Source organism: Isoptericola sp. 178 (assembly GCF_030586525.1).
Classification (GTDB): Bacteria; Actinomycetota; Actinomycetes; order Actinomycetales; family Cellulomonadaceae; genus Isoptericola; species Isoptericola sediminis.
This window is the reverse complement of sequence record NZ_JAUQYN010000003.1, coordinates 538196-555934: the sequence shown is the minus strand read 5'-3', so window position 1 is coordinate 555934 and position 17739 is coordinate 538196. Positions and strand designations below refer to the sequence as shown.

17 protein-coding genes are annotated in these 17739 nt (G+C 73.3%); 9 read left to right on the top strand and 8 right to left on the bottom strand.

Features of this window, described 5'->3' with window-relative positions; translation table 11 throughout:
• Positions 1-49 precede the first annotated feature (49 nt).
• On the bottom strand, positions 50-1474 hold the full coding sequence (gene glnA / locus Q6349_RS11745; RefSeq protein ID WP_171248052.1) for a type I glutamate--ammonia ligase: 1425 nt from the start codon (positions 1472-1474) through the stop codon (positions 50-52).
• Positions 1475-1608: 134 nt separating this feature from the next.
• Between glnA and Q6349_RS11740 the strand changes: the two genes are divergently transcribed.
• Positions 1609-2055: an RDD family protein gene (locus Q6349_RS11740; protein WP_171248053.1), complete on the top strand. Its 447-nt coding sequence runs from the start codon at positions 1609-1611 to the stop codon at positions 2053-2055.
• 36 nt (positions 2056-2091) lie between these two features.
• Here Q6349_RS11740 and Q6349_RS11735 read toward each other — a convergent pair whose 3' ends face one another.
• The 4 genes from Q6349_RS11735 to Q6349_RS11720 are packed head-to-tail and all read right to left on the bottom strand — an operon-like array spanning position 2092 to position 5081.
• Complete coding sequence (locus Q6349_RS11735) at positions 2092-2826, bottom strand: DUF4191 domain-containing protein (protein ID WP_171248054.1); 735 nt, start codon at positions 2824-2826, stop codon at positions 2092-2094.
• Positions 2827-2837: 11 nt separating this feature from the next.
• Positions 2838-3848 (bottom strand): lipoyl synthase, encoded by a 1011-nt coding sequence (lipA, locus tag Q6349_RS11730; protein ID WP_304604225.1) that lies wholly within the window; start codon positions 3846-3848, stop codon positions 2838-2840.
• Positions 3849-3875: 27 nt separating this feature from the next.
• On the bottom strand, positions 3876-4583 hold the full coding sequence (gene lipB, locus Q6349_RS11725) for a lipoyl(octanoyl) transferase LipB (protein ID WP_304604224.1): 708 nt from the start codon (positions 4581-4583) through the stop codon (positions 3876-3878).
• A 9-nt stretch (positions 4584-4592) separates the two neighbouring features.
• Positions 4593-5081 (bottom strand): MarR family winged helix-turn-helix transcriptional regulator, encoded by a 489-nt coding sequence (locus tag Q6349_RS11720; RefSeq protein ID WP_171248057.1) that lies wholly within the window; start codon positions 5079-5081, stop codon positions 4593-4595.
• 36 nt (positions 5082-5117) lie between these two features.
• On the opposite strand from Q6349_RS11720, the gene Q6349_RS11715 reads away from it, so the two are divergent.
• From Q6349_RS11715 to Q6349_RS11705, 3 genes are all read left to right on the top strand, one after another.
• On the top strand, positions 5118-7448 hold the full coding sequence (locus Q6349_RS11715) for an MMPL family transporter (RefSeq protein ID WP_304604223.1): 2331 nt from the start codon (positions 5118-5120) through the stop codon (positions 7446-7448).
• On the top strand, positions 7445-8485 hold the full coding sequence (locus Q6349_RS11710; protein ID WP_304604222.1) for a Gfo/Idh/MocA family oxidoreductase: 1041 nt from the start codon (positions 7445-7447) through the stop codon (positions 8483-8485). The genes Q6349_RS11715 and Q6349_RS11710 overlap by 4 nt, the downstream gene beginning before the upstream one ends.
• Before the next feature lie 83 nt (positions 8486-8568).
• A complete protein-coding gene (locus tag Q6349_RS11705; RefSeq protein ID WP_304604221.1) occupies positions 8569-9888 on the top strand; it encodes a hypothetical protein in 1320 nt (439 codons plus the stop codon).
• 89 nt (positions 9889-9977) lie between these two features.
• On the opposite strand, the gene sucB is transcribed toward Q6349_RS11705, so the two are convergent.
• Positions 9978-11783 (bottom strand): 2-oxoglutarate dehydrogenase, E2 component, dihydrolipoamide succinyltransferase, encoded by a 1806-nt coding sequence (gene sucB / locus Q6349_RS11700; RefSeq protein ID WP_304604220.1) that lies wholly within the window; start codon positions 11781-11783, stop codon positions 9978-9980.
• Between the two features lie 292 nt (positions 11784-12075).
• On the opposite strand from sucB, the gene Q6349_RS11695 reads away from it, so the two are divergent.
• Positions 12076-12426: an oxidoreductase gene (locus Q6349_RS11695; RefSeq protein ID WP_171248062.1), complete on the top strand. Its 351-nt coding sequence runs from the start codon at positions 12076-12078 to the stop codon at positions 12424-12426.
• Between the two features lie 140 nt (positions 12427-12566).
• Here Q6349_RS11695 and Q6349_RS11690 read toward each other — a convergent pair whose 3' ends face one another.
• Positions 12567-14072 (bottom strand): leucyl aminopeptidase, encoded by a 1506-nt coding sequence (locus tag Q6349_RS11690; RefSeq protein ID WP_171248063.1) that lies wholly within the window; start codon positions 14070-14072, stop codon positions 12567-12569.
• A 62-nt stretch (positions 14073-14134) separates the two neighbouring features.
• On the opposite strand from Q6349_RS11690, the gene Q6349_RS11685 reads away from it, so the two are divergent.
• From Q6349_RS11685 to Q6349_RS11670, 4 genes are read left to right on the top strand one after another with little or no spacing between them, the layout of a single operon-like run.
• The gene (locus tag Q6349_RS11685) at positions 14135-14494 is read left to right on the top strand and encodes a hypothetical protein (protein ID WP_171248064.1); all 360 of its coding nucleotides are present in this window, start codon (positions 14135-14137) and stop codon (positions 14492-14494) included.
• Entirely contained in the window at positions 14491-14940 is a 450-nt protein-coding gene (locus tag Q6349_RS11680) for a hypothetical protein (protein ID WP_304604219.1), read from the top strand. The genes Q6349_RS11685 and Q6349_RS11680 overlap by 4 nt, the downstream gene beginning before the upstream one ends.
• Entirely contained in the window at positions 14940-16019 is a 1080-nt protein-coding gene (locus Q6349_RS11675) for a quinone-dependent dihydroorotate dehydrogenase (RefSeq protein WP_304604218.1), read from the top strand. The genes Q6349_RS11680 and Q6349_RS11675 overlap by 1 nt, the downstream gene beginning before the upstream one ends.
• Positions 16016-16225 carry a hypothetical protein gene (locus Q6349_RS11670; RefSeq protein ID WP_171248067.1) on the top strand — a complete coding sequence of 70 codons (210 nt, stop codon included), beginning with the start codon at positions 16016-16018 and terminating at the stop codon, positions 16223-16225. Before Q6349_RS11675 ends, Q6349_RS11670 begins: the two co-directional genes overlap by 4 nt.
• A gap of 36 nt (positions 16226-16261) precedes the next feature.
• Here Q6349_RS11670 and Q6349_RS11665 read toward each other — a convergent pair whose 3' ends face one another.
• Complete coding sequence (locus Q6349_RS11665) at positions 16262-17713, bottom strand: PLP-dependent aminotransferase family protein (protein WP_304604217.1); 1452 nt, start codon at positions 17711-17713, stop codon at positions 16262-16264.
• Positions 17714-17739: the final 26 nt, after the last annotated feature.

The following is a 17739-nucleotide window of genomic DNA, read 5'->3' as shown; positions in this document are numbered from 1 at the left end:
CCGACGTGTCAGGTCGAGACGTGCCACGCCTGGTGACCGGGGAGAACGATCAGATGTCGTAGTACAGCTCGAACTCGTGCGGGTGCGGGCGCAGACGGATCGGGTCGATCTCGTTGGTCCGCTTGTAGTCGATCCAGGTGGCGATGAGGTCCTCGGAGAAGACGTCGCCCTGGGTGAGGAACTCGTGGTCCGCCTCGAGGGAGTTCAGCGTGCCCTCGAGCGAGCTCGGGACCTGGGCGATCTCCGCGTGCTCCTCCGGGGGCAGCTCGTAGAGGTCCTTGTCGACCGGGGCCGGCGGCTCGATGCGGTTCTTGATGCCGTCGATGCCGGCGAGCAGCATCGCGGAGAACGCGAGGTAGGGGTTGCTCGACGGGTCCGGCACGCGGAACTCGACGCGCTTGGCCTTCGGCGAGTTCCCGGTGATCGGGATGCGGATGCAGGCCGAGCGGTTACGGGCCGAGTAGACCAGGTTGACCGGCGCCTCGAAGCCCGGCACCAGGCGGTGGAACGAGTTCGCCGACGGGTTGGTGAAGGCGAGCAGCGACGGGGCGTGCTTGAGCAGACCGCCGATGTACCAGCGGGCCATGTCGGACAGGCCGCCGTAGCCCTTCTCGTCGTAGAACAGCGGCTCGCCGTTCAGCCACAGGGACTGGTGGGAGTGCATGCCCGAGCCGTTGTCGCCGAAGATCGGCTTCGGCATGAACGTCACCGACTTGCCGGCCTCGAAGCCGACGTTCTTGATGACGTACTTGAACTTCATCAGGTCGTCGGCGGCGTGCAGCAGGGTGTTGAACTTGTAGTTGATCTCCTGCTGGCCGGCGGTGCCCACCTCGTGGTGCGCACGCTCGACGTCCAGGCCCACCTGACCGAGGGTGGCGACCATGTCGTCACGCAGGTCGGCGAAGCGGTCACCCGGGGAGGTGGGGAAGTAGCCACCCTTGTAGCGGGTCTTGTAGCCGAGGTTCCCGCCCTCCTCGTCGCGGCCGGTGTTCCAGGCGGCCTCGACCGAGTCGATGCTGTAGAAGCCGGACTGCGACGAGGTGCCGAACTTGACGTCGTCGAAGATGTAGAACTCCGCCTCGGGGGCGAAGAACGCGGTGTCCGCGAGGCCGGTGGAGGCGAGGTAGGCCTCAGCCTTGGCGGCGATGTTGCGCGGGTCGCGGGCGTAGGGCTCGTCCGTGAACGGGTCCACGATCGAGAAGTTCATCACGAGCGTCTTGCGCTTGCGGAACGGGTCGATGAACGCGGTCTTCACGTCCGGCACGAGCTTCATGTCCGACTCGTGGATCGCCTGGAACCCGCGGATCGAGGAGCCGTCGAACATGAGGCCCTCGGTGAAGGAGTCCTCGTCGAACTGCGCGACGGGGATGTTGAAGTGCTGCATGACGCCCGGAAGGTCGATGAACCGGACGTCGATGAACTCCACCCCCTCGTTGCGGGTGAAGGCGATTGCCTCCTCGGCATTGGTGAACATGCATGCGCTCCTTGATGGGACGGTGCCAGGTGGCTCGGCTCCCTCGACGCTAGAGCCGTGGCATTACTCTTGCATAGCGCCGGTGTTTCGTCCGCGTTACGTAGACGGCCGAAACCCCGACGTAGAGTGTGTTCATGCCGTCGCGCGAGGAATTCGGGTCGTGGTTGACCGGTCGGGGCGTCCCGAGGGATGAGACGTCCGGGACCGATTCCCTGGGTCTGCCCACCTCCGGGCCGGGGTCGCCGGCCCGGATCGGGCGGCGCGTCGTGGCGCTCGTCGTGGACTGGGCGGCCGCCGGCGCCATCAGCTACGCGTTCTTCTCCTACGACGCCGGTGCGACCCTGGCGATCTTCTTCGCCATGAACCTGCTGCTGGTCAGCACGGTCGGCACGACGCTCGGGCACCGGCTGCTCGGTCTGCAGGTGCGCCGGCTCGGCGTCGAGGGCCCGCACCTGGTCGGGTTCGGGCGCGGGGCGATCCGCGCGGTGCTGGTGTGCCTCGTCATCCCGGCCGTGGTCTGGGACACCGACGGCCGGGGTCTGCACGACAAGGCGGCCGGGACCGTCATCGTGCGTCGATGAGGGTCCCGGCCGCCCGACGGTGGTCCGGAGGGGGTGTCAGCGCCCGCGCATGCCCTTGCGGTCGGGGCGGGCGTTCATCGGGTCGACGCCCTTGGGCACCGGCAGGCGCATGCCGCCGAGGGACTTGAGACGCTTGCCGACCTCCGCGGCCTCGGCGCGGGTGAGCTGCTTCTTCATCCGCTGGACCTTGCGGGCGACCTTGGGCAGCGGGACCTGACCCTCCTCGTCACCCACCTGGATGGTCGTGACGGGGACGTTCGGCAGGATGCGCGCGGCGCGCTTGCGCTCGTCGGCGAGCATCCGCTCCACGCGGTGCGACGGCCCCTCGGAGACCAGCACGACGCCGGGGCGCCCGACGCCGCGGAACACGAGGTCCTGCTGCCGGTTGACCGCCACGGGCTCGTCGTCGAAGTTCCAGCCGCCACGGACGGTGCCCAGCGCGGCACGGACGGCACCCGGCTGCCCGGCGATCTGGGTGTACGCCGCGCGCTCCGCCTTGCGCGTCAGGACGAACATCGCGGCGAGCAGGGCGAACGGCAGGCCGATGATCCCGGCGTAGATGACGTTGTCGGTCAGGGCGCCGATGAGCAGCGCCACGGCGAGGATGCCGATGAAGACCGCCAGCATGATCCAGGTGACCAGCGGGTCCTGACGTCGGGTCATCTGGTACGCCGACCACACCTGGTGGTACCAGCGCTGCTTCTTGGGCTTCTTCTGCTTCTTGGTGGACGCGTCGGCGGGCTCGCCGGCGTCGGACTTCGTGCGGGCCATGGTGGTCGATTCTACTGGGCGCGCGGGGCGACGAGGCTCGCCGCCTCCTGCCGTGCGGTGGTCGGTTCGGTCAGATGAGCGAGGGAGTCCGGCACGGCCTGGCCGCGCTTCGTCATCGCCTGGCCCCACAGGCGCCCGGCCCGGTAGGAGGAGCGCACCAGCGGACCGGCCATGACCCCGAGGAACCCGATCTCCTCGGCGTAGTCGCTCAGCTCGACGAACTCCTCGGGGCGCACCCAGCGGTCGACGGGGTGGTGGCGCACCGACGGCCGCAGGTACTGGGTGATCGTGATGAGGTCGCACCCGGCGGAGTGCAGGTCGTCCAGCGCGGACTTCACCTCGTCGATCGTCTCGCCCATGCCGAGGATGAGGTTGGACTTGGTGACCAGCCCCGCGTCGCGCGCCCGCGTCAGCACCGACAGGGAGCGCTCGTAGCGGAACGCGGGCCGGATCTGCTTGAAGATCCGCGGCACGGTCTCGACGTTGTGCGCCATCACCTCGGGGCGCGACTCGTTGACCTGGTCGAGCAGCTCGGGGATCGCGTTGAAGTCCGGGATGAGCAGCTCGACGCCGGTGCCGGGGTTGAGCTCGTGGATCTTGCGGACCGTCTCGGCGTACAGCCAGGCGCCGCCGTCGGGCAGGTCGTCACGGGCGACACCGGTGACGGTGGAGTACTTCAGCCCCATCTCGCGGACGGACTCGGCCACGCGGCGCGGCTCGTCGGCGTCGAAGGCGGCGGGCTTGCCGGTGTCGATCTGGCAGAAGTCGCAGCGGCGGGTGCACTGGTCACCGCCGATGAGGAACGTCGCCTCGCGGTCCTCCCAGCACTCGAAGATGTTGGGGCAGCCCGCCTCCTCGCAGACGGTGTGCAGGCCACCACCCTTCACCAGGCCCTTGAGCTCCTTGTACTCCGGGCCCATGACCGCACGGGTCTTGATCCACTCGGGCTTCTTCTCGATCGGGGTCTCGGCGTTGCGGGCCTCGACGCGCAGCAGGCGGCGGCCCTCGGGTGCGATGGTCACGGCGTCGTTCCCTTTCGTCGACGTCTGTCAGCCTACGACGGCGCCACGCGGCTCCGGCGCGACGTCGACGGGGGCGGTGGTGACTTCGGTCACCAGCGGGGTCAGGTGGGTCAGGAGGGCGTCGGTCAGGGCGTCGCGCACGTCGTCGACGGTGATCCGCCGCCCGGTCTCGGCCGACAGCGAGGTGACGTCGGCGTCGTCGATGCCGCAGGGCACGATCGCGTCGAACGCCGCCAGGTCGGCGTCGCAGTTCAGGGCCAGGCCGTGCATGGTCACGCCGCGGGCGACGCGCGCTCCGATGGCGCAGACCTTGCGGGCCCGGCGGGGCGTGCCGTCCGGTCCGCCGTCGTCGGCCGCGAACCACACCCCCGAGCGTCCCTCGACCCGGATCGGGTCGAGGCCGAGACCGGCGCACACGTCCATGACGGCGGCCTCGAGCGTGCGCACGTAGACCACGACGTCGACGGGGGAGCGCAGGGGCACGATCGGGTAGGCGACGAGCTGGCCGGGGCCGTGCCAGGTGATCTTCCCGCCGCGGTCGACGTCGACCACGGGGGTGCCGTCGGTGGGGTACTCGTCCCGGCGGGTCCGGCGTCCGGCGGTGTAGACGGAGTCGTGCTCGAGCAGGAAGAGGCGACCGGGGTCCTCCCCGGTCTGCACGGCGGCGTGCGTTCGGCGTTGGAGCTCCCAGGCCTCGTGGTAGTCGACGGTGCCCGGCAGCGAGACGACGTCCATCCCGGCAGCCTACTGCCCCACGGAGGTGCCGGGTTCCGCGCGCTGGGCGCGCACCATGTCCACGAGGATCTCGCGCAGCGTCGCGACCTGCTCCTCGTCGAGGCCGCGGGAGGTGAGGTCCTCGGCGGGCTGGAACTGCGCGGCCTCCAGCGCGACGCGCCGGCCGGTGTCGGTGATGGTCACGGCCCGGCGGCGTCGGTCGCGCGGGTCGTCGGCGCGGACGACGTAGCCGGACCGCTCCAGGCGCGCGACGATGCGGCTCATCGTCTGCTCGGTGACGCCGTTGCGCGAGGCGATCTCGCGCTGCGTGAGCGGCCCGGCCAGGAGGTGCAGGAGCACGGGGTGCCCGGCGTGGTTGAGGTCCCAGGTGGCCAGGTGGGCGTTCCAGTCCTGCTCGATCCGGCGCGCGACCGTGAAGAGGAGCCGCCCCGTGGGCCACTGGCCCGGCTCCTCGCTCGTGGGGTCCGGCTCCCCGGGCCGGCGCGTCTCGTTCTTCACTTGCGTGATGTCCTCCGATTCCCCATCATACTCAGCATGCTGAGTAAAAGGTGGGCGGGCATCGCCCGCGGTCTCGTCATTCTTGCAGCGATCGGCGTCTGGCTCGCCGTCGGAGCCTTCGGAGGGCAGGCCCAGGGCAACCTGAGCAGCGTCCAGGAGAACGACTCCGCCGCGTTCCTGCCCGAGAGTGCCGAGTCGACCCGTGCGGCCGAGCTCGCCGCCGAGTTCACCGACGACACGACGCTGCCCGCCCTCCTCGTGGCCGAGGCCGGTGACGGCGCGACGCTGACCCCCGAGCAGCTCCAGGACGCGCAGGCGTACGCCGAGGCCGTGCCGGACGCCCCGCTCGAGGGCGCCACGGGCGACGAGCCCGCCACGGTCGGGGAGGCCAGCATCGCCGACCCGGTGGTCATCCCGTCCGAGGACGGCGAGGCGGTGCTGGTGCTGGTCTCCCTCGACGCCTCGCTCGCCGACGAGGCGATCGGCGAGGAGGAGGCCAGCGTGGCCGAGGCCGCCGTCACGGCCATGCGCGACCTCGCCGAGCAGGGCTCCGGCGACGGCGGTCTGGCCGACTCCGGGCTCGAGTCCTGGGTCACCGGTCCGGCCGGCTTCATCGCGGACCTCACCAGCGCGTTCGGCGCCATCGACACCGTGCTGCTGCTGGTCGCCCTCGGCGCCGTGCTCATCATCCTGGCCCTGGTCTACCGGTCGCCGTTCCTGCCGTTCGTCGTCATCTTCACCTCCGTGCTCGCGCTGTCCCTCGCGGGCCTGGCGGTCTACCAGCTCGCGGCGAACGACGTGCTGACCCTCAACGGCCAGTCCCAGGGCATCCTGTCGATCCTCGTGGTCGGCGCCTCCGTCGACTACTCCCTGCTCGTCGTGGCCAGGTACCGCGAGGAGCTGGGACGGCTGCAGTCGCCCTACACGGCCCTGCGCCGCGCCGTCCGCGCGTCGTTCGAACCCATCACGGCCAGCGCGGTCACCGTCATCGCCGGTCTGCTCTGCCTGCTGCTGTCCGACCTGTCGTCCAACCGGAGCCTGGGTCCGGTCGCCACCATCGGCATCGTCGCGGCGTACCTGTCCGCGCTCACGCTGCTGCCGGCCCTGCTGCTCGTCGGCGGGCGCCGCGCCCGCTGGGTGTTCTGGCCCCGGATCCCCCGGGTGTCGGCCGGTGCGACGGCCGACGGCTCCGCCGCGGAGTCCGCGCCCGTCGCGGAGCAGCCGGCGAAGCCCGGCCGTGGGCGTCACGGCGCCGAGGACGACACCCCGGCGGTCGCCGGGCACGGGCTCTGGTCCCGTGCGGCCGGCTTCGTCGGCCGCCACGACCGGCCCGTCTGGATCGTCACCGCGCTCGTGCTCCTCGCCGGCGCCGCCTTCGTGCCCACGCTGAACGCCGGGGGGACGGGCGACTCCGAGGTGTTCCTGACCCAGGTCGACTCGGTCGACGGCGAGGAGGTCCTCACCGCCCACTTCGAAGGTGTCTCCACCCAGCCCGTCACCGTCGTCACCCCCGAGGGAGACCTCGATGCCGTCGTCGAGGCCGCGGAGAGCACCGAAGGGGTCTCGGAGGCGACCCCGGTGACCGACCAGCCGGCGCCGGCCCCGGGCGCGCCGGCCGGAGGCGACCCGCTCGTGGTGGACGGCCTGGTCCGCGTGGACGTCATCACCGACGCCCCCTCGGACAGCCAGGAGGCCACCGAGGCCGTCGCGGCGCTCCGGGACTCGGTGGAGGGCGTCTCGCCCGACACGCTCATCGGCGGTGCGGCCGCCGAACGCCTGGACACCCAGCAGGCCGGTCAGCGTGACCTGCGCGTCATCGTGCCCGTCGTGCTGATCGTCATCCTGTTCATCCTCATGCTGCTGCTGCGCTCCGTGCTGGCCGCCGCGCTCCTCATGGGTGCCAACGTGCTGTCCTTCGGGTTCGCCCTCGGCATCTCGGCGATCCTGTTCAACAACGTCTTCGACTTCCCCGCGACCGACCCCAGCGTCCCGCTGTACGCCTTCGCGTTCCTCGTCGCGCTCGGTGTCGACTACTCGATCTTCCTCATGACCCGGGTGCGGGAGGAGAGCCTGAAGATCGGGACCCGACCGGGGGTGCTGCGCGGGCTCGCGGTCACCGGGTCGGTGATCACCTCGGCGGGCGTCGTGCTCGCGGCGACGTTCGCCGCCCTCGGGGTCATCCCGCTGGCGTTCCTCGCCCAGCTCGCCTTCATCGTCGCCTTCGGCGTGCTGATCGACACCCTCGTGGTGCGCAGCCTCCTCGTGCCCGCGCTCGTCCACGACATCGGCGACCGCACGTGGTGGCCCTCCCGACTGGCGCGTCGCCCGGTGGCGGCCGAGCAGGGGTCCGGCACCATGGGCACATGATCACGCCACGCGTCGCCATCATCGGGTACGGGGGAGCGGGCCGGGGCATCCACGCGGCCCTGGCCCGCGAGGCCGGGCTCCCGGTGACCGGTGTCGTCACCCGCGACCAGGGCCGCCGGACCCAGGCCGCGGGTGACTGGCCCGGTGCCCGGCTGTACGACGACCTCGACGACCTGCTGGCCGCCCGCTCGACCTACGACGTCGTCGTGGTCGCCAGCCCCAGCCAGCTGCACGCGAAGCAGGCGGCGGCGCTGGCCCGGGCCGGGGTGCCGTTCGTGCTGGACAAGCCCATCGGGGTCGACGCCCACGAGGCGCGAGCCGTGGCGGCCGAGGCGGACGCCACGGGCACGCCGTTCACGGTGTTCCACAACCGCCGCTGGGACCCCGAGCAGCTCACGCTCGCCGCGCTGCTGGGGCGCGGCGAGCTGGGCGACGTGCACACCTTCGAACGGCACTGGGAGCGGTGGCGGCCGGTGCCGCGCAAGCGGTGGAAGGAGAACGACCCCGACGGCGGCGGCCTCCTGCTGGACCTCGGACCGCACCTGGTGGACTCCGCCACACGGCTCTTCGGCCGGGTGACCGACGTGTGGGCCCAGCTGCGAGCGCTGACCACGCCGACGGAGGACGACGTCTTCCTCGTGCTGACCCACGAGGCCGGCGGCGGGCTCGCCGCCAGCCGGCACCCCGTCGTCTCGCGGCTCTGGGCGGGTTCCGTCGTCGCCGCGCCCGGCCCGCGCACCCGGGTCCTCGGCAGCGAGGGCGCCTACCTGGTCACGACCTTCGAGCAGGACGCCTCCCCGCTCGAGCGGTTCGACGACGAGGCCCCGGCGGGCACGCACGGCTGGTTCACCCGCGGCCGCGAACGACGCCCCGTGCCGACCGCACCCGGCGGGCACGCCGACTTCTACCGGGCGCTGGGTCCCTGGCTCGACGGGGAGGAACCGGCACCCGTCGACCCGGGCGACGCGGTACGCACCGCCGAGGTGCTCGACGCGGCCCGGGTGGCCGCCCGCCAGGGGCGCCGCGTCGAGCTCTGACCCGGGGCCGTCCCGCTGCTGGTCGCCCCGAAGCCTGTGGACGACGCCTGCGGGCGGGTGCTCCCGGGGTGTTGCATGACCTGGTGCAGACCGACACCGTCCTCGCCGTGCCGCCCGACGCCGCTGCCCGCGACGCCCTGCTGGACCGGTTGCGACGGCTCGCCGACATCGATGCCGCCCGCGTCGAGCCCGTCGGCGCCGCCGTCGCCCGTCCTGACGGAGCGTTGGTCGTGCCGCGTGGTGCCGCGTCGGCGACGGACCTGGCCACCGTGCTCGCCGTGCGGGGCCGGTGCGACGGTCCCGAGGCCGCCGGGCTCGCGGCCGACCTCGCCCAGGGGCTCGCGACCCTGCACAGCGCCGGTGTCGTCCACGGGGGCCTCGACGTCGGGGACGTCGTCGTCGACCTGAACGGCCGGGTGCTGCTGCGGCCGCGGCTGACGCCGCCGCACGACGCGAACCCCGCCTCCGAGAGCGAGGACGTGCACGCCCTGGCCCGGCTGGTCGAGACGCTGTGCGCCCGGGCCGGGTCGGACACGGACACCGCGCTGCGGGCCGTCCTCGCCCCCGCGCTGGCCGACGACCCGCGCGTCCGTCCGGAGGCCGGGACGCTCGCCGCGCGCGTGCACGACGAGCTGGACCCGGAACCGCTGCGGCTGCCCGAACCGGCGGCCCTCGCGGCCGCCGCGCTCGCGAGCGGCCGGCAGCGTCCGGGGACCGACCCCTCGGACGGCGAGCCGCGGCACCGCCGGGCCCGGCGCCCCGGTGAGGACGGGGCCGGTTCCGCGCCGGTGCCCGGCACCCGGGCGACGCGGCGGTCGCATCCCGCCGGGAGGGCTCGGGGCCCGGCACGGCACCGGCCGGCGTCGGTGTGGCGTCCGGCGCTGGCCGGCGCCGGTGTCCTCGTCGCGGTGGCCGTGCTGGTCGCTGGAGGGCTGGCGTTCACCGCGGCGCCGGGCACGCCGTCGGCCGCGGTGGCGGCATCTGCCGGCCCGGCACCGGGCGCCGGCACGGGGGCCGGGCAGGTGACGACCGACCGGGAGGACCCGGCCGCTGCCGCCGCCGAGCTGACCCGGCGCCGCGCGGGGCTGCTGGCGGGGGAGCACGACGTGGCGGAGGTCGCGGTGCCGGGCACCCCCGCCCATGCGGCGGACACGGCGTGGCTGGAGCGTGCGAGGGCGTCCGGGACCCGGCTGGTGGACGCGCGGGTCACCGTCCTGTCCGTGCGGCTGGCGGGGGCTCCGACGCGGGACCGGGCCGAGGTCGTCGTGCGCTACGTCGTCGAGGAGCACACCCAGGTCGGCGCGGACGGCGAGGCCGTGACCGTGCCGGCCGGTGAACCGAGGACCGACACGCTGCGCCTGGCGTGGACGCCGGACGGCTGGCGGGTGACCGACGTCGTGTGACCGGACCGCGACGGCGTGTCCGGGCCCAGGACGACGTCAGGGGCGAGGACCGTGCGGTCCTCGCCCCTGACGGGTGGTGCGTCAGCCGGTCAGAGACCGACCTCGGACTCGAAGGCGCCCTCCTCGATGCGGTTCTTCACCGCGGTGAGGAAGCGGGCGGCGTCGGCGCCGTCGACCAGGCGGTGGTCGTAGGACAGGAACAGCATCGCCATCTGGCGGATCGCGATGGTCTCCTCGCCGTCGGCGGTCGTGACGACCACGGGCTTCTTCGTGATCGTGCCGGTGCCGAGGATCGCCACCTGGCCGACCGGGACGATCGGGGTGTCCCAGAGGGCACCGCCGGAGCCGGTGTTCGTGATGGTGAACGTGGCGCCGCTGAGGTCGTCCGGACCGATCTTGTTGTCGCGGGTACGGGCCGCGAGGTCGCCGATCTGGCGGGCGATGCCGGCCAGGTTGAGGTCACCGGCGTTCTTGATGACCGGGACGACCAGGCCGCGCTCGGTGTCGACGGCGATACCGACGTTCTCCGAGCCGTGGTAGGTGATCTCGCCCTTGTCGGTGTCGATGGAGGCGTTGACCTTCGGGAAGGCCTTGAGGGCCTCCACGGCCGCCTGCGTGTAGAACGGCAGGAAGGTCAGGTTCGCACCCTCGCGGGCCTTGAAGTCGGCCTTGGCCCGCTGACGCAGCTTGGCCACCTTCGTGACGTCGACCTCGACGGCGGTCGTGAGCTGGGCCTGGGTGTGCAGCGCCTCGTGCATGCGCTCGGCCACGACCTTGCGCAGACGCGACATCTTCTCCGTGGTGCCGCGCAGCGGCGAGACCTCGGGCACGGTCGGCTTCTTGGGCTCCGACGACGCCGGGGCGGACGCGGCCGGGGCGGAGGCCTTCTCGGCCGCCGCCAGGATGTCCTCCTTGCGGATGCGGCCACCGACGCCGGTGCCCTGCACCGTGTCGACGTCGACACCCTTCTCCGCGGCGAGCTTGCGCACCAGCGGCGTCAGGTAGGAGCCGCGGCCACCGGCAGGCTTCTCCGCGGCCGGCTCGGCCTTCGACTCGGGCTTCTTCTCCGGAGCCGGCTTCTCGGCGGGCTTCTCCGCCGCGGGCTCGGGCTTCTTCTCGGGCTCGGGCTTCGGCTCCGGCTTCTTCTCCGGCTCGGGCTTCTTCTCCGGCTCGGGCTCGGGCTCCGGCTTCTTCTCGGGCTCGGGCTTCTTCTCGCTCTTCTCGGCCGCGGGGGCGGCACCGGAGCCGACGATCGCCAGGACGGCGCCGACCTCGACGGTCTCGTCCTCCTCGACCTTGATCTCCTGCACGGTGCCCGCCACGGGGGAGGGGACCTCGGTGTCGACCTTGTCGGTGGAGACCTCGAGCAGGGGCTCGTCGACCTCGATGCTGTCGCCGACCGCCTTGAGCCACCGGGTCACGGTGCCCTCGGTGACGGACTCGCCCAGGGCCGGGAGCGTGACCTCGGTGCCCTCGCCGCCACCCGATGCCGGCTGGGAGGACTCCTCCTTCTCGGCGGGAGCGGACTCCTCGGCGGCGGGAGCGGACTCCTGCGCGGCGGGGGCGGACTCGGCGGGGGACTCCTCCGCGGGCGCCGACTCGGCGGACTCCTCGGCCGGGGCCTCCTGGGACCCGCCGTCGGAGGACCCCGAACCCGAGCCGTCACCGATGACGGCGAGCACGGCGCCGACCTCGACGGTCTCGTCCTCCTCGGCGAGGATCTGCTCGACGACGCCGGCCACGGGGGAGGGGACCTCGGTGTCGACCTTGTCGGTGGAGACCTCGAGCAAGGGCTCGTCGACCTCGACGGTGTCGCCGACGGACTTGAGCCATCGCGTGACGGTGCCCTCGGTGACGGACTCGCCGAGCGCCGGCAGCTGCACGTTCTCAGACATGACCTGTGGAGTCTCCTTCGATCAGTGGGTCGAGCGAGGCGCCGGAGCCGGTCGGCCGGAGGCTCGACCGACTCCTGTCCGGTAGCCGCGTTCCTGGGTCACTGCGTGCCATCTTGTCACTACCTGCGTCCGCCCCCCAATCGGGCGCCTGCGCAGAGCTGTGATGCTGGGTACATCGTGGTCCACCACGGCATCTTTGCTGGCGTCGACACCCGTAACGTCGTGAAACGGCCGCTCCGCGCGGCACGACCGGCTCCCCCGTCGTCCGCCCGGGGCGGGTAGTCTCGCGAACATGTCGTTGAGGTCTGCTCTGGACCGTCTGCTCGGGCGGTCGGAACCGTCGTCGCCGGCCCCCTCCGGCGGGGGTGGACGCGCCGCCGCCGTCGCGCATCTCGAGGAGTTCGTCCGCACCCGCGTCGGTGTCGAGGCCTACGTCGAGCCCCCCAACGCCCAGACCCCCAGCACGGTGCTGCTGGTGGCGACCACGGGGGAGTGGACGCGCCGCCGCGTGCCCGACGAGCGCACGGGTTTCGAGGTGGCCCGGTCCCTGGGCGTCCCGGTCTACAACGTCCGGTTCACCGGCTACCCCCAGCGCATGCGCGACTGGAACTCCGCGCAGCGCCAGGAGCGCAAGGGACGATAGGACCCCGGGCAGCACGAAGGGCCGGACCGACAGCTCCCCCGGTCGCGCTCACGGGCGCTGGGCGCCCTCCGCTTCCGGTCTGACGACCGGGGGAGCTGTCGGTCCGGCCCTCGTCGCTCGGTGCGCCGGAGCCGGTCCGGTCAGTCGGTGGTGATGCCCCGGCCCTCGAGGAAGCCCACCAGCGTGCGCAGACCCACGCCCGTGCCGCCGGCCGGGGTGTAGCCGAACGCGGCCGAGTCGTTGAACGACGGGCCGGCGATGTCGAGGTGGGCCCACGGCGTGTCCTCGACGAACGAGCGCAGGAAGATGCCGGCCGAGAGCATGCCGCCCCAGCGCTCGCCCACGTTGGCGATGTCGGCGGTCTTGGACTTGAGGCCCTCGGCGAGCTCCTCGGGCAGCGGCATCGGCCAGAACTGCTCACCGACGGTGTCGGCGGCGACCTTGACCTCGTCGCGGACGTCGTCGGTGCCCATGACGCCGCCGACCCGCTTGCCGAGCGCCACCATCTGGGCGCCGGTCAGCGTGGCGATGTCGAGCACGACGTCGTGACCGTCCTCGACGGCCGAGACGAGACCGTCGGCCATGACCAGGCGGCCCTCGGCGTCGGTGTTGAGCACCTCGACCGTCTTGCCGCCGCGGATCGTGATGACGTCGCCGGGCCGCTGGGCGTTGCTGCCGGGCATGTTCTCGGCGAGGCACAGGTAGCCGGTCACGGCGACCGGGAGCCCGAGCCGGGCCGCGGCGAGCACCGCGTGCAGCACGGTCGCCGCACCGGCCATGTCCGACTTCATCGCGTCCATGTTGGCGGCGGGCTTGATCGAGATGCCGCCGGTGTCGAACGTGATGCCCTTGCCCACGAGCGCGATGCGGGTGGCGGGCTTGGAGGGGGAGTAGGTGAGCTTGACCATCCGCGGGCCTCGGGAGGAGCCCTGGCCGACGCCGGTCAGGCCGCCGTAGCCGCCGGCGGCGAGCTGCTTGTCGTCCAGGACGGTGATCTTGACGCCCTTGACGCCGAGGTCCTTGACGGCGGCCTTGGCCGCGTCGACGAACGAGGCCGGGTAGAGGTCGTTCGCGGGGGCGTTGACGAGGTCGCGCGTGCCGTGCACGGCGGCGGCCAGCACCTCGGCGCGGGCTGCCGCGGCCTTGGCGCGGGCCGAACGGGCGAACGGCGTCGCGACCTGCAGGGTGGTCACCGGGGCCAGCTTCGCCGACGCCTTGTCGTCCCGGTAGGTCGTGTACGCGTACGCCCCGAACAGCGCGCCCTCGACGACGGCGCCGAGCTCCTCCTCGTCCACCGCCGGCAGGGCGACGACGGCCGACGTGGAGCCGGCCAGCGAGCGCACGGCCGCACCGGCAGCACTCCGGAGGGTCTCGCGGTCGAAGGTGCCGTCCGCGTCCCGCTCGCCGAGGCCGGTCAGGACCAGCACGTCCGCCGCGACGTCCTTGCCGGCGGGCACGGTGCGCACCTCCTGCCGTGCGCCGGTCACGCCGAGGCGCGGTGCGAGGGTCTCGAGCTGCTCGACCAGCGAGGCGGGCAGCTGGTCGGCCACGACGGCCACGCCGTCGGAGGTCGAGCAGGTGCCCACGACGAGCGCGTCGGCAGCGAGGGAGGTCGGATTCTTTCCGGTCAGAGTGAGGTCAGCCACGCGCACCAGGCTAACCGGTCGCCCCCACCACCGGGTACGGCCGCGACGGGTAGTCTGCCGACGTGGTCCTTCCGCTCCTCGTCCTCGCCCTGGTGCTGTGCGGGCTGCTCGCCGGCTGGGCCGCCTGGTTCGTCGTGCGCGACCGGGCGGTGATCCTCAAACAGCTCTTCGGTGCGGCCGCGGTCGAGGCGGTGCTCCTGGTCCAGGCCGTCGTGGCGGCGATCCAGCAGGCCGGCGGCCACGCGGTGGACGGGCCGCTGTTCTGGGGGTACCTGCTCACCGCCGCGATGCTGCTGCCACTGGCCGCCCTGTGGGCCTTCGCCGAGCGGACCAAGTGGTCCTCGGTCGTGCTCTGCGTCGCCGCGCTGACCGTCGCGTTCCTGGAGTGGCGCCTCTGGGTGATCTGGGAGGCCGGCCTGTGAGCGACGAGCGGCCCACCACGAGCGGCGGCTTCGGCCGGCTGCTCGTGTCCGTGTACGGCATCCTCGCCCTGGCCGCGCTGGGCCGCTCGAGCTACCAGGTGCTGACCAAGCTCGCCGAGGCGCCCGCCGCCTATCTGCTGTCCCTGCTGGCCGCCGTGGTGTACGTCGTGGCCACCGTCGCGCTCGCGCTGGGCGGACGGGGGACGGGCTGGCGGGGTGTCGCCTGGGGCGCCGTCGTCGTCGAGGCGGCGGGTGTGCTGACCGTCGGTACGCTATCTGTGACCCACCCGGAGTACTTCGCCGAGGCGACCGTGTGGTCGGGCTTCGGTCAGGGCTACGGGTACGTCCCGCTCGTCCTGCCGTTCGTGGGTCTGTGGTGGCTCTGGCACACTCGCCCCGGACGCACCGCCCCGGAGTCCGCGCCGGTCCGACCGACGGAGGCCTGATGACGCCGTACACCCTGCTGTTCCAGACCGTCCTGCGGCGGATGGACCCCGAGCGTGCGCACGACCGCGCCTTCCGCGCGATCGAGGTCGCCGGCAGGGTGCCGCTGCTGCGCGACGTCGTGCAGGGCGCCCTGGCCCCCTACCTCGGTCGCGGCATCGGCGGTCCCGGCAGCGTGGAGGTGCTCGGCCGGACCGTGCCGGCACCCTTCGGCCTGGCCGGCGGCTTCGACAAGAACGCGCGGGCCGTGCGCGGGCTGACCATGCTGGGCTTCGGGTTCGTCGAGGTCGGCACCGTCACCCCGCGCCCGCAGCCGGGCAACGAGCGGCCCCGCATGTGGCGCGAGCTCGACGTGCGCGGCGTGCGCAACCGGATGGGGTTCAACAACGACGGCGCCGTGGAGATGGCCGAGCGGCTGCGTGCGCTCCGCTCCACCCGGGCGGGTCGCGCCGTCATCGTCGGGGTGAACATCGGCAAGAACAAGTCCACCCCCGCCACGGACGCGGCCGGTGACTACGCGCGGTGCGCGCGGATGCTCGCCGAGCACGCCGACTACCTCGTCGTCAACGTCTCCTCGCCCAACACGCCGGGGCTGCGCGACCTGCAGACGGCCGACGAGCTGCGCCCGATCCTGACCGCCGTCCGTGCCGCGGCGGACGAGGCGACGGCGCTCGCCCGCGTCGGCCGGACCCCGCTGCTGGTCAAGATCGCCCCGGACCTGTCCGACGAGGACGTCGACGCCGTGGCCGACCTCGTCACCGAGCTCGGGCTGGACGGCGTCGTCGCCGTCAACACCACCGTCGGCCACGACCGCGGACCCGGCGGGCTGTCCGGCCCGCCGCTGCTCGCACGCGGGCTGGAGGTCGTGCGCCGCCTGCGCGGACGGCTCGGACCCGACCCGGTGGTGATCGGCGTCGGGGGCGTCACGGACGCCGACGACGTGCGTGCCTACCTGCGCGCCGGCGCCGACCTGGTCCAGGGCTACACCTCGTTCGTCTACCGCGGGCCGTTCTGGCCGTCCAGGATCAACCGCGCCCTGACGCGGTCCCCGGGGTCGTCCAGCGCCGGGACGATGGCATGATCCGGCCCCGCTGGGAGTGGGCCCTCGACGACGACACCGGTGCGCCGCTGACGGCGCCGCTCAGCCCCGCGTTCACGACGCAGTACGACGCCGAGGAATGGCTCGGCGAGCACTGGCGCACGCTGGCCGAGACCGGTGCCGCCCGGGCGCGGCTGCTGCACGACGGGGCGCAGGCCACGCCGACCGTCGAGCTGCGCAAGCCCTGAGGTCCCTCGGCGCGGCGGCGTCGCCGGCGCGGCTCCTCACCCGCCGACCCGGGCCCACGCCCGTCGCAGGCGGTCGACGACCTCCTCGTACTCCCCGACCGGCCGCGTGAAGGTCAGGCGCACCCGGTCCTGTCCCGACCCGTCGGGCGTGAACAAGGGTCCCGGGGCCAGGCGGAGGTCCTCGGCGACGGACGCGGCGGCCACCGCCCGCCCGAGGGGGCGGCCCAGCCCGACCCACAGGCACAGCCCGCCGTCCGGGCGGGGCACGTCCCACGCCGGCAGCCGTTCGTGGAGCAGGTCGACGAGGTCGTCGCGCCGGGCGCGCAGGTCCGCGACCCGCTCGGGAAGGATCCGGTCGCGGCGCTCCAGCAGGTCGGTCACGGCCAGCTGCTCGAGCACCGGGGTGGCCACGTCGAGGACCTGGCGGGTGTGCGCGAGCCGGCGCACGAGCTGGGGGTCGGCCCGCACCCAGCCCACGCGCAGGCCGCCCCAGAACGACTTCGAGGCCGACCCGACCGCGACGAGACGTGGGTCGGTCCCGTCCCCGACGAACGGGGCGGGCACACCGGCCCCCGTGAGGTCGACGTCGGTGAGCGTCTCGTCCCCGACGACGGTGACGTCGTGGCGGGCGGCGAGCTCCGCGACCGCGTCGCGCTCGTCGCGGGTCATCGTGCGCCCGGTCGGGTTGTGGAAGTCCGGCACCAGGTAGACGAACCGTGCGCCCGTGCGCCGGACGACGGACTCGATCGCCTCGACGTCCCCGACCGGGACCCCGACGACGCGGGCGCCGGCCCGGCGCAGCGCACCCAGCGCGTGGACGTACGTCGGCGACTCGGCGACGACGTGCTCGGTCCGGGCCACGAGCGTGGTCGTCAGCAGCGCGATCGCCTGCTGGGCTCCTGTCGTGACCAGGATCTGGTCCGGGTCGGTCGGGGCCCCGCGGGCGGTGTACCGGGCGGCGACGGCGGCACGCAGGGGTTCCACCCCGAGGTGGGCGTAGCCCCCGCCGTCCAGGTAGCCGGGCAGCATCTCCAGCGCCCGGGTGTAGGCGCCGTGCAGGGCACGGGAGGCGGACGGCGTCGCCTGCGACATGTCGATCGTGCGGTCGGAGGCGGGGCGTGCGGGGTCGGCCGACGGCGCGTCACCGGCCGGGGGCGGTGTCCCGGCGGGGCGTCCGGTGTCGCGCGGCAGCACGGCGACCGTGCCGGAGCCCACGCGGCTCGCGGCGAAGCCGAGGTCCCGCAGCCGGGCGTAGGCGGCCGACGTCGTCGCCCGGGACACGCCCAGCGCGCGGGCCAGCTCGCGCTCGCTCGGCAGCCGCGTCAGGACGGGGAGCGCCCCCGCGAGGACGGCCGCGCGCAGCGCGTCGGCGAGCGCCTGGTAGGCGGGGCCGGTCGTGTGCCAGGTCCCGAGGAGCCGGACGGCGCCCTGCGCCGTCAGGGAGCGCACCGCCCCGGTGGCCGGTGGTCCGGGCGTGGTGGTGGTCACCGGTCCACTCTTGCGCGATTGGCTAT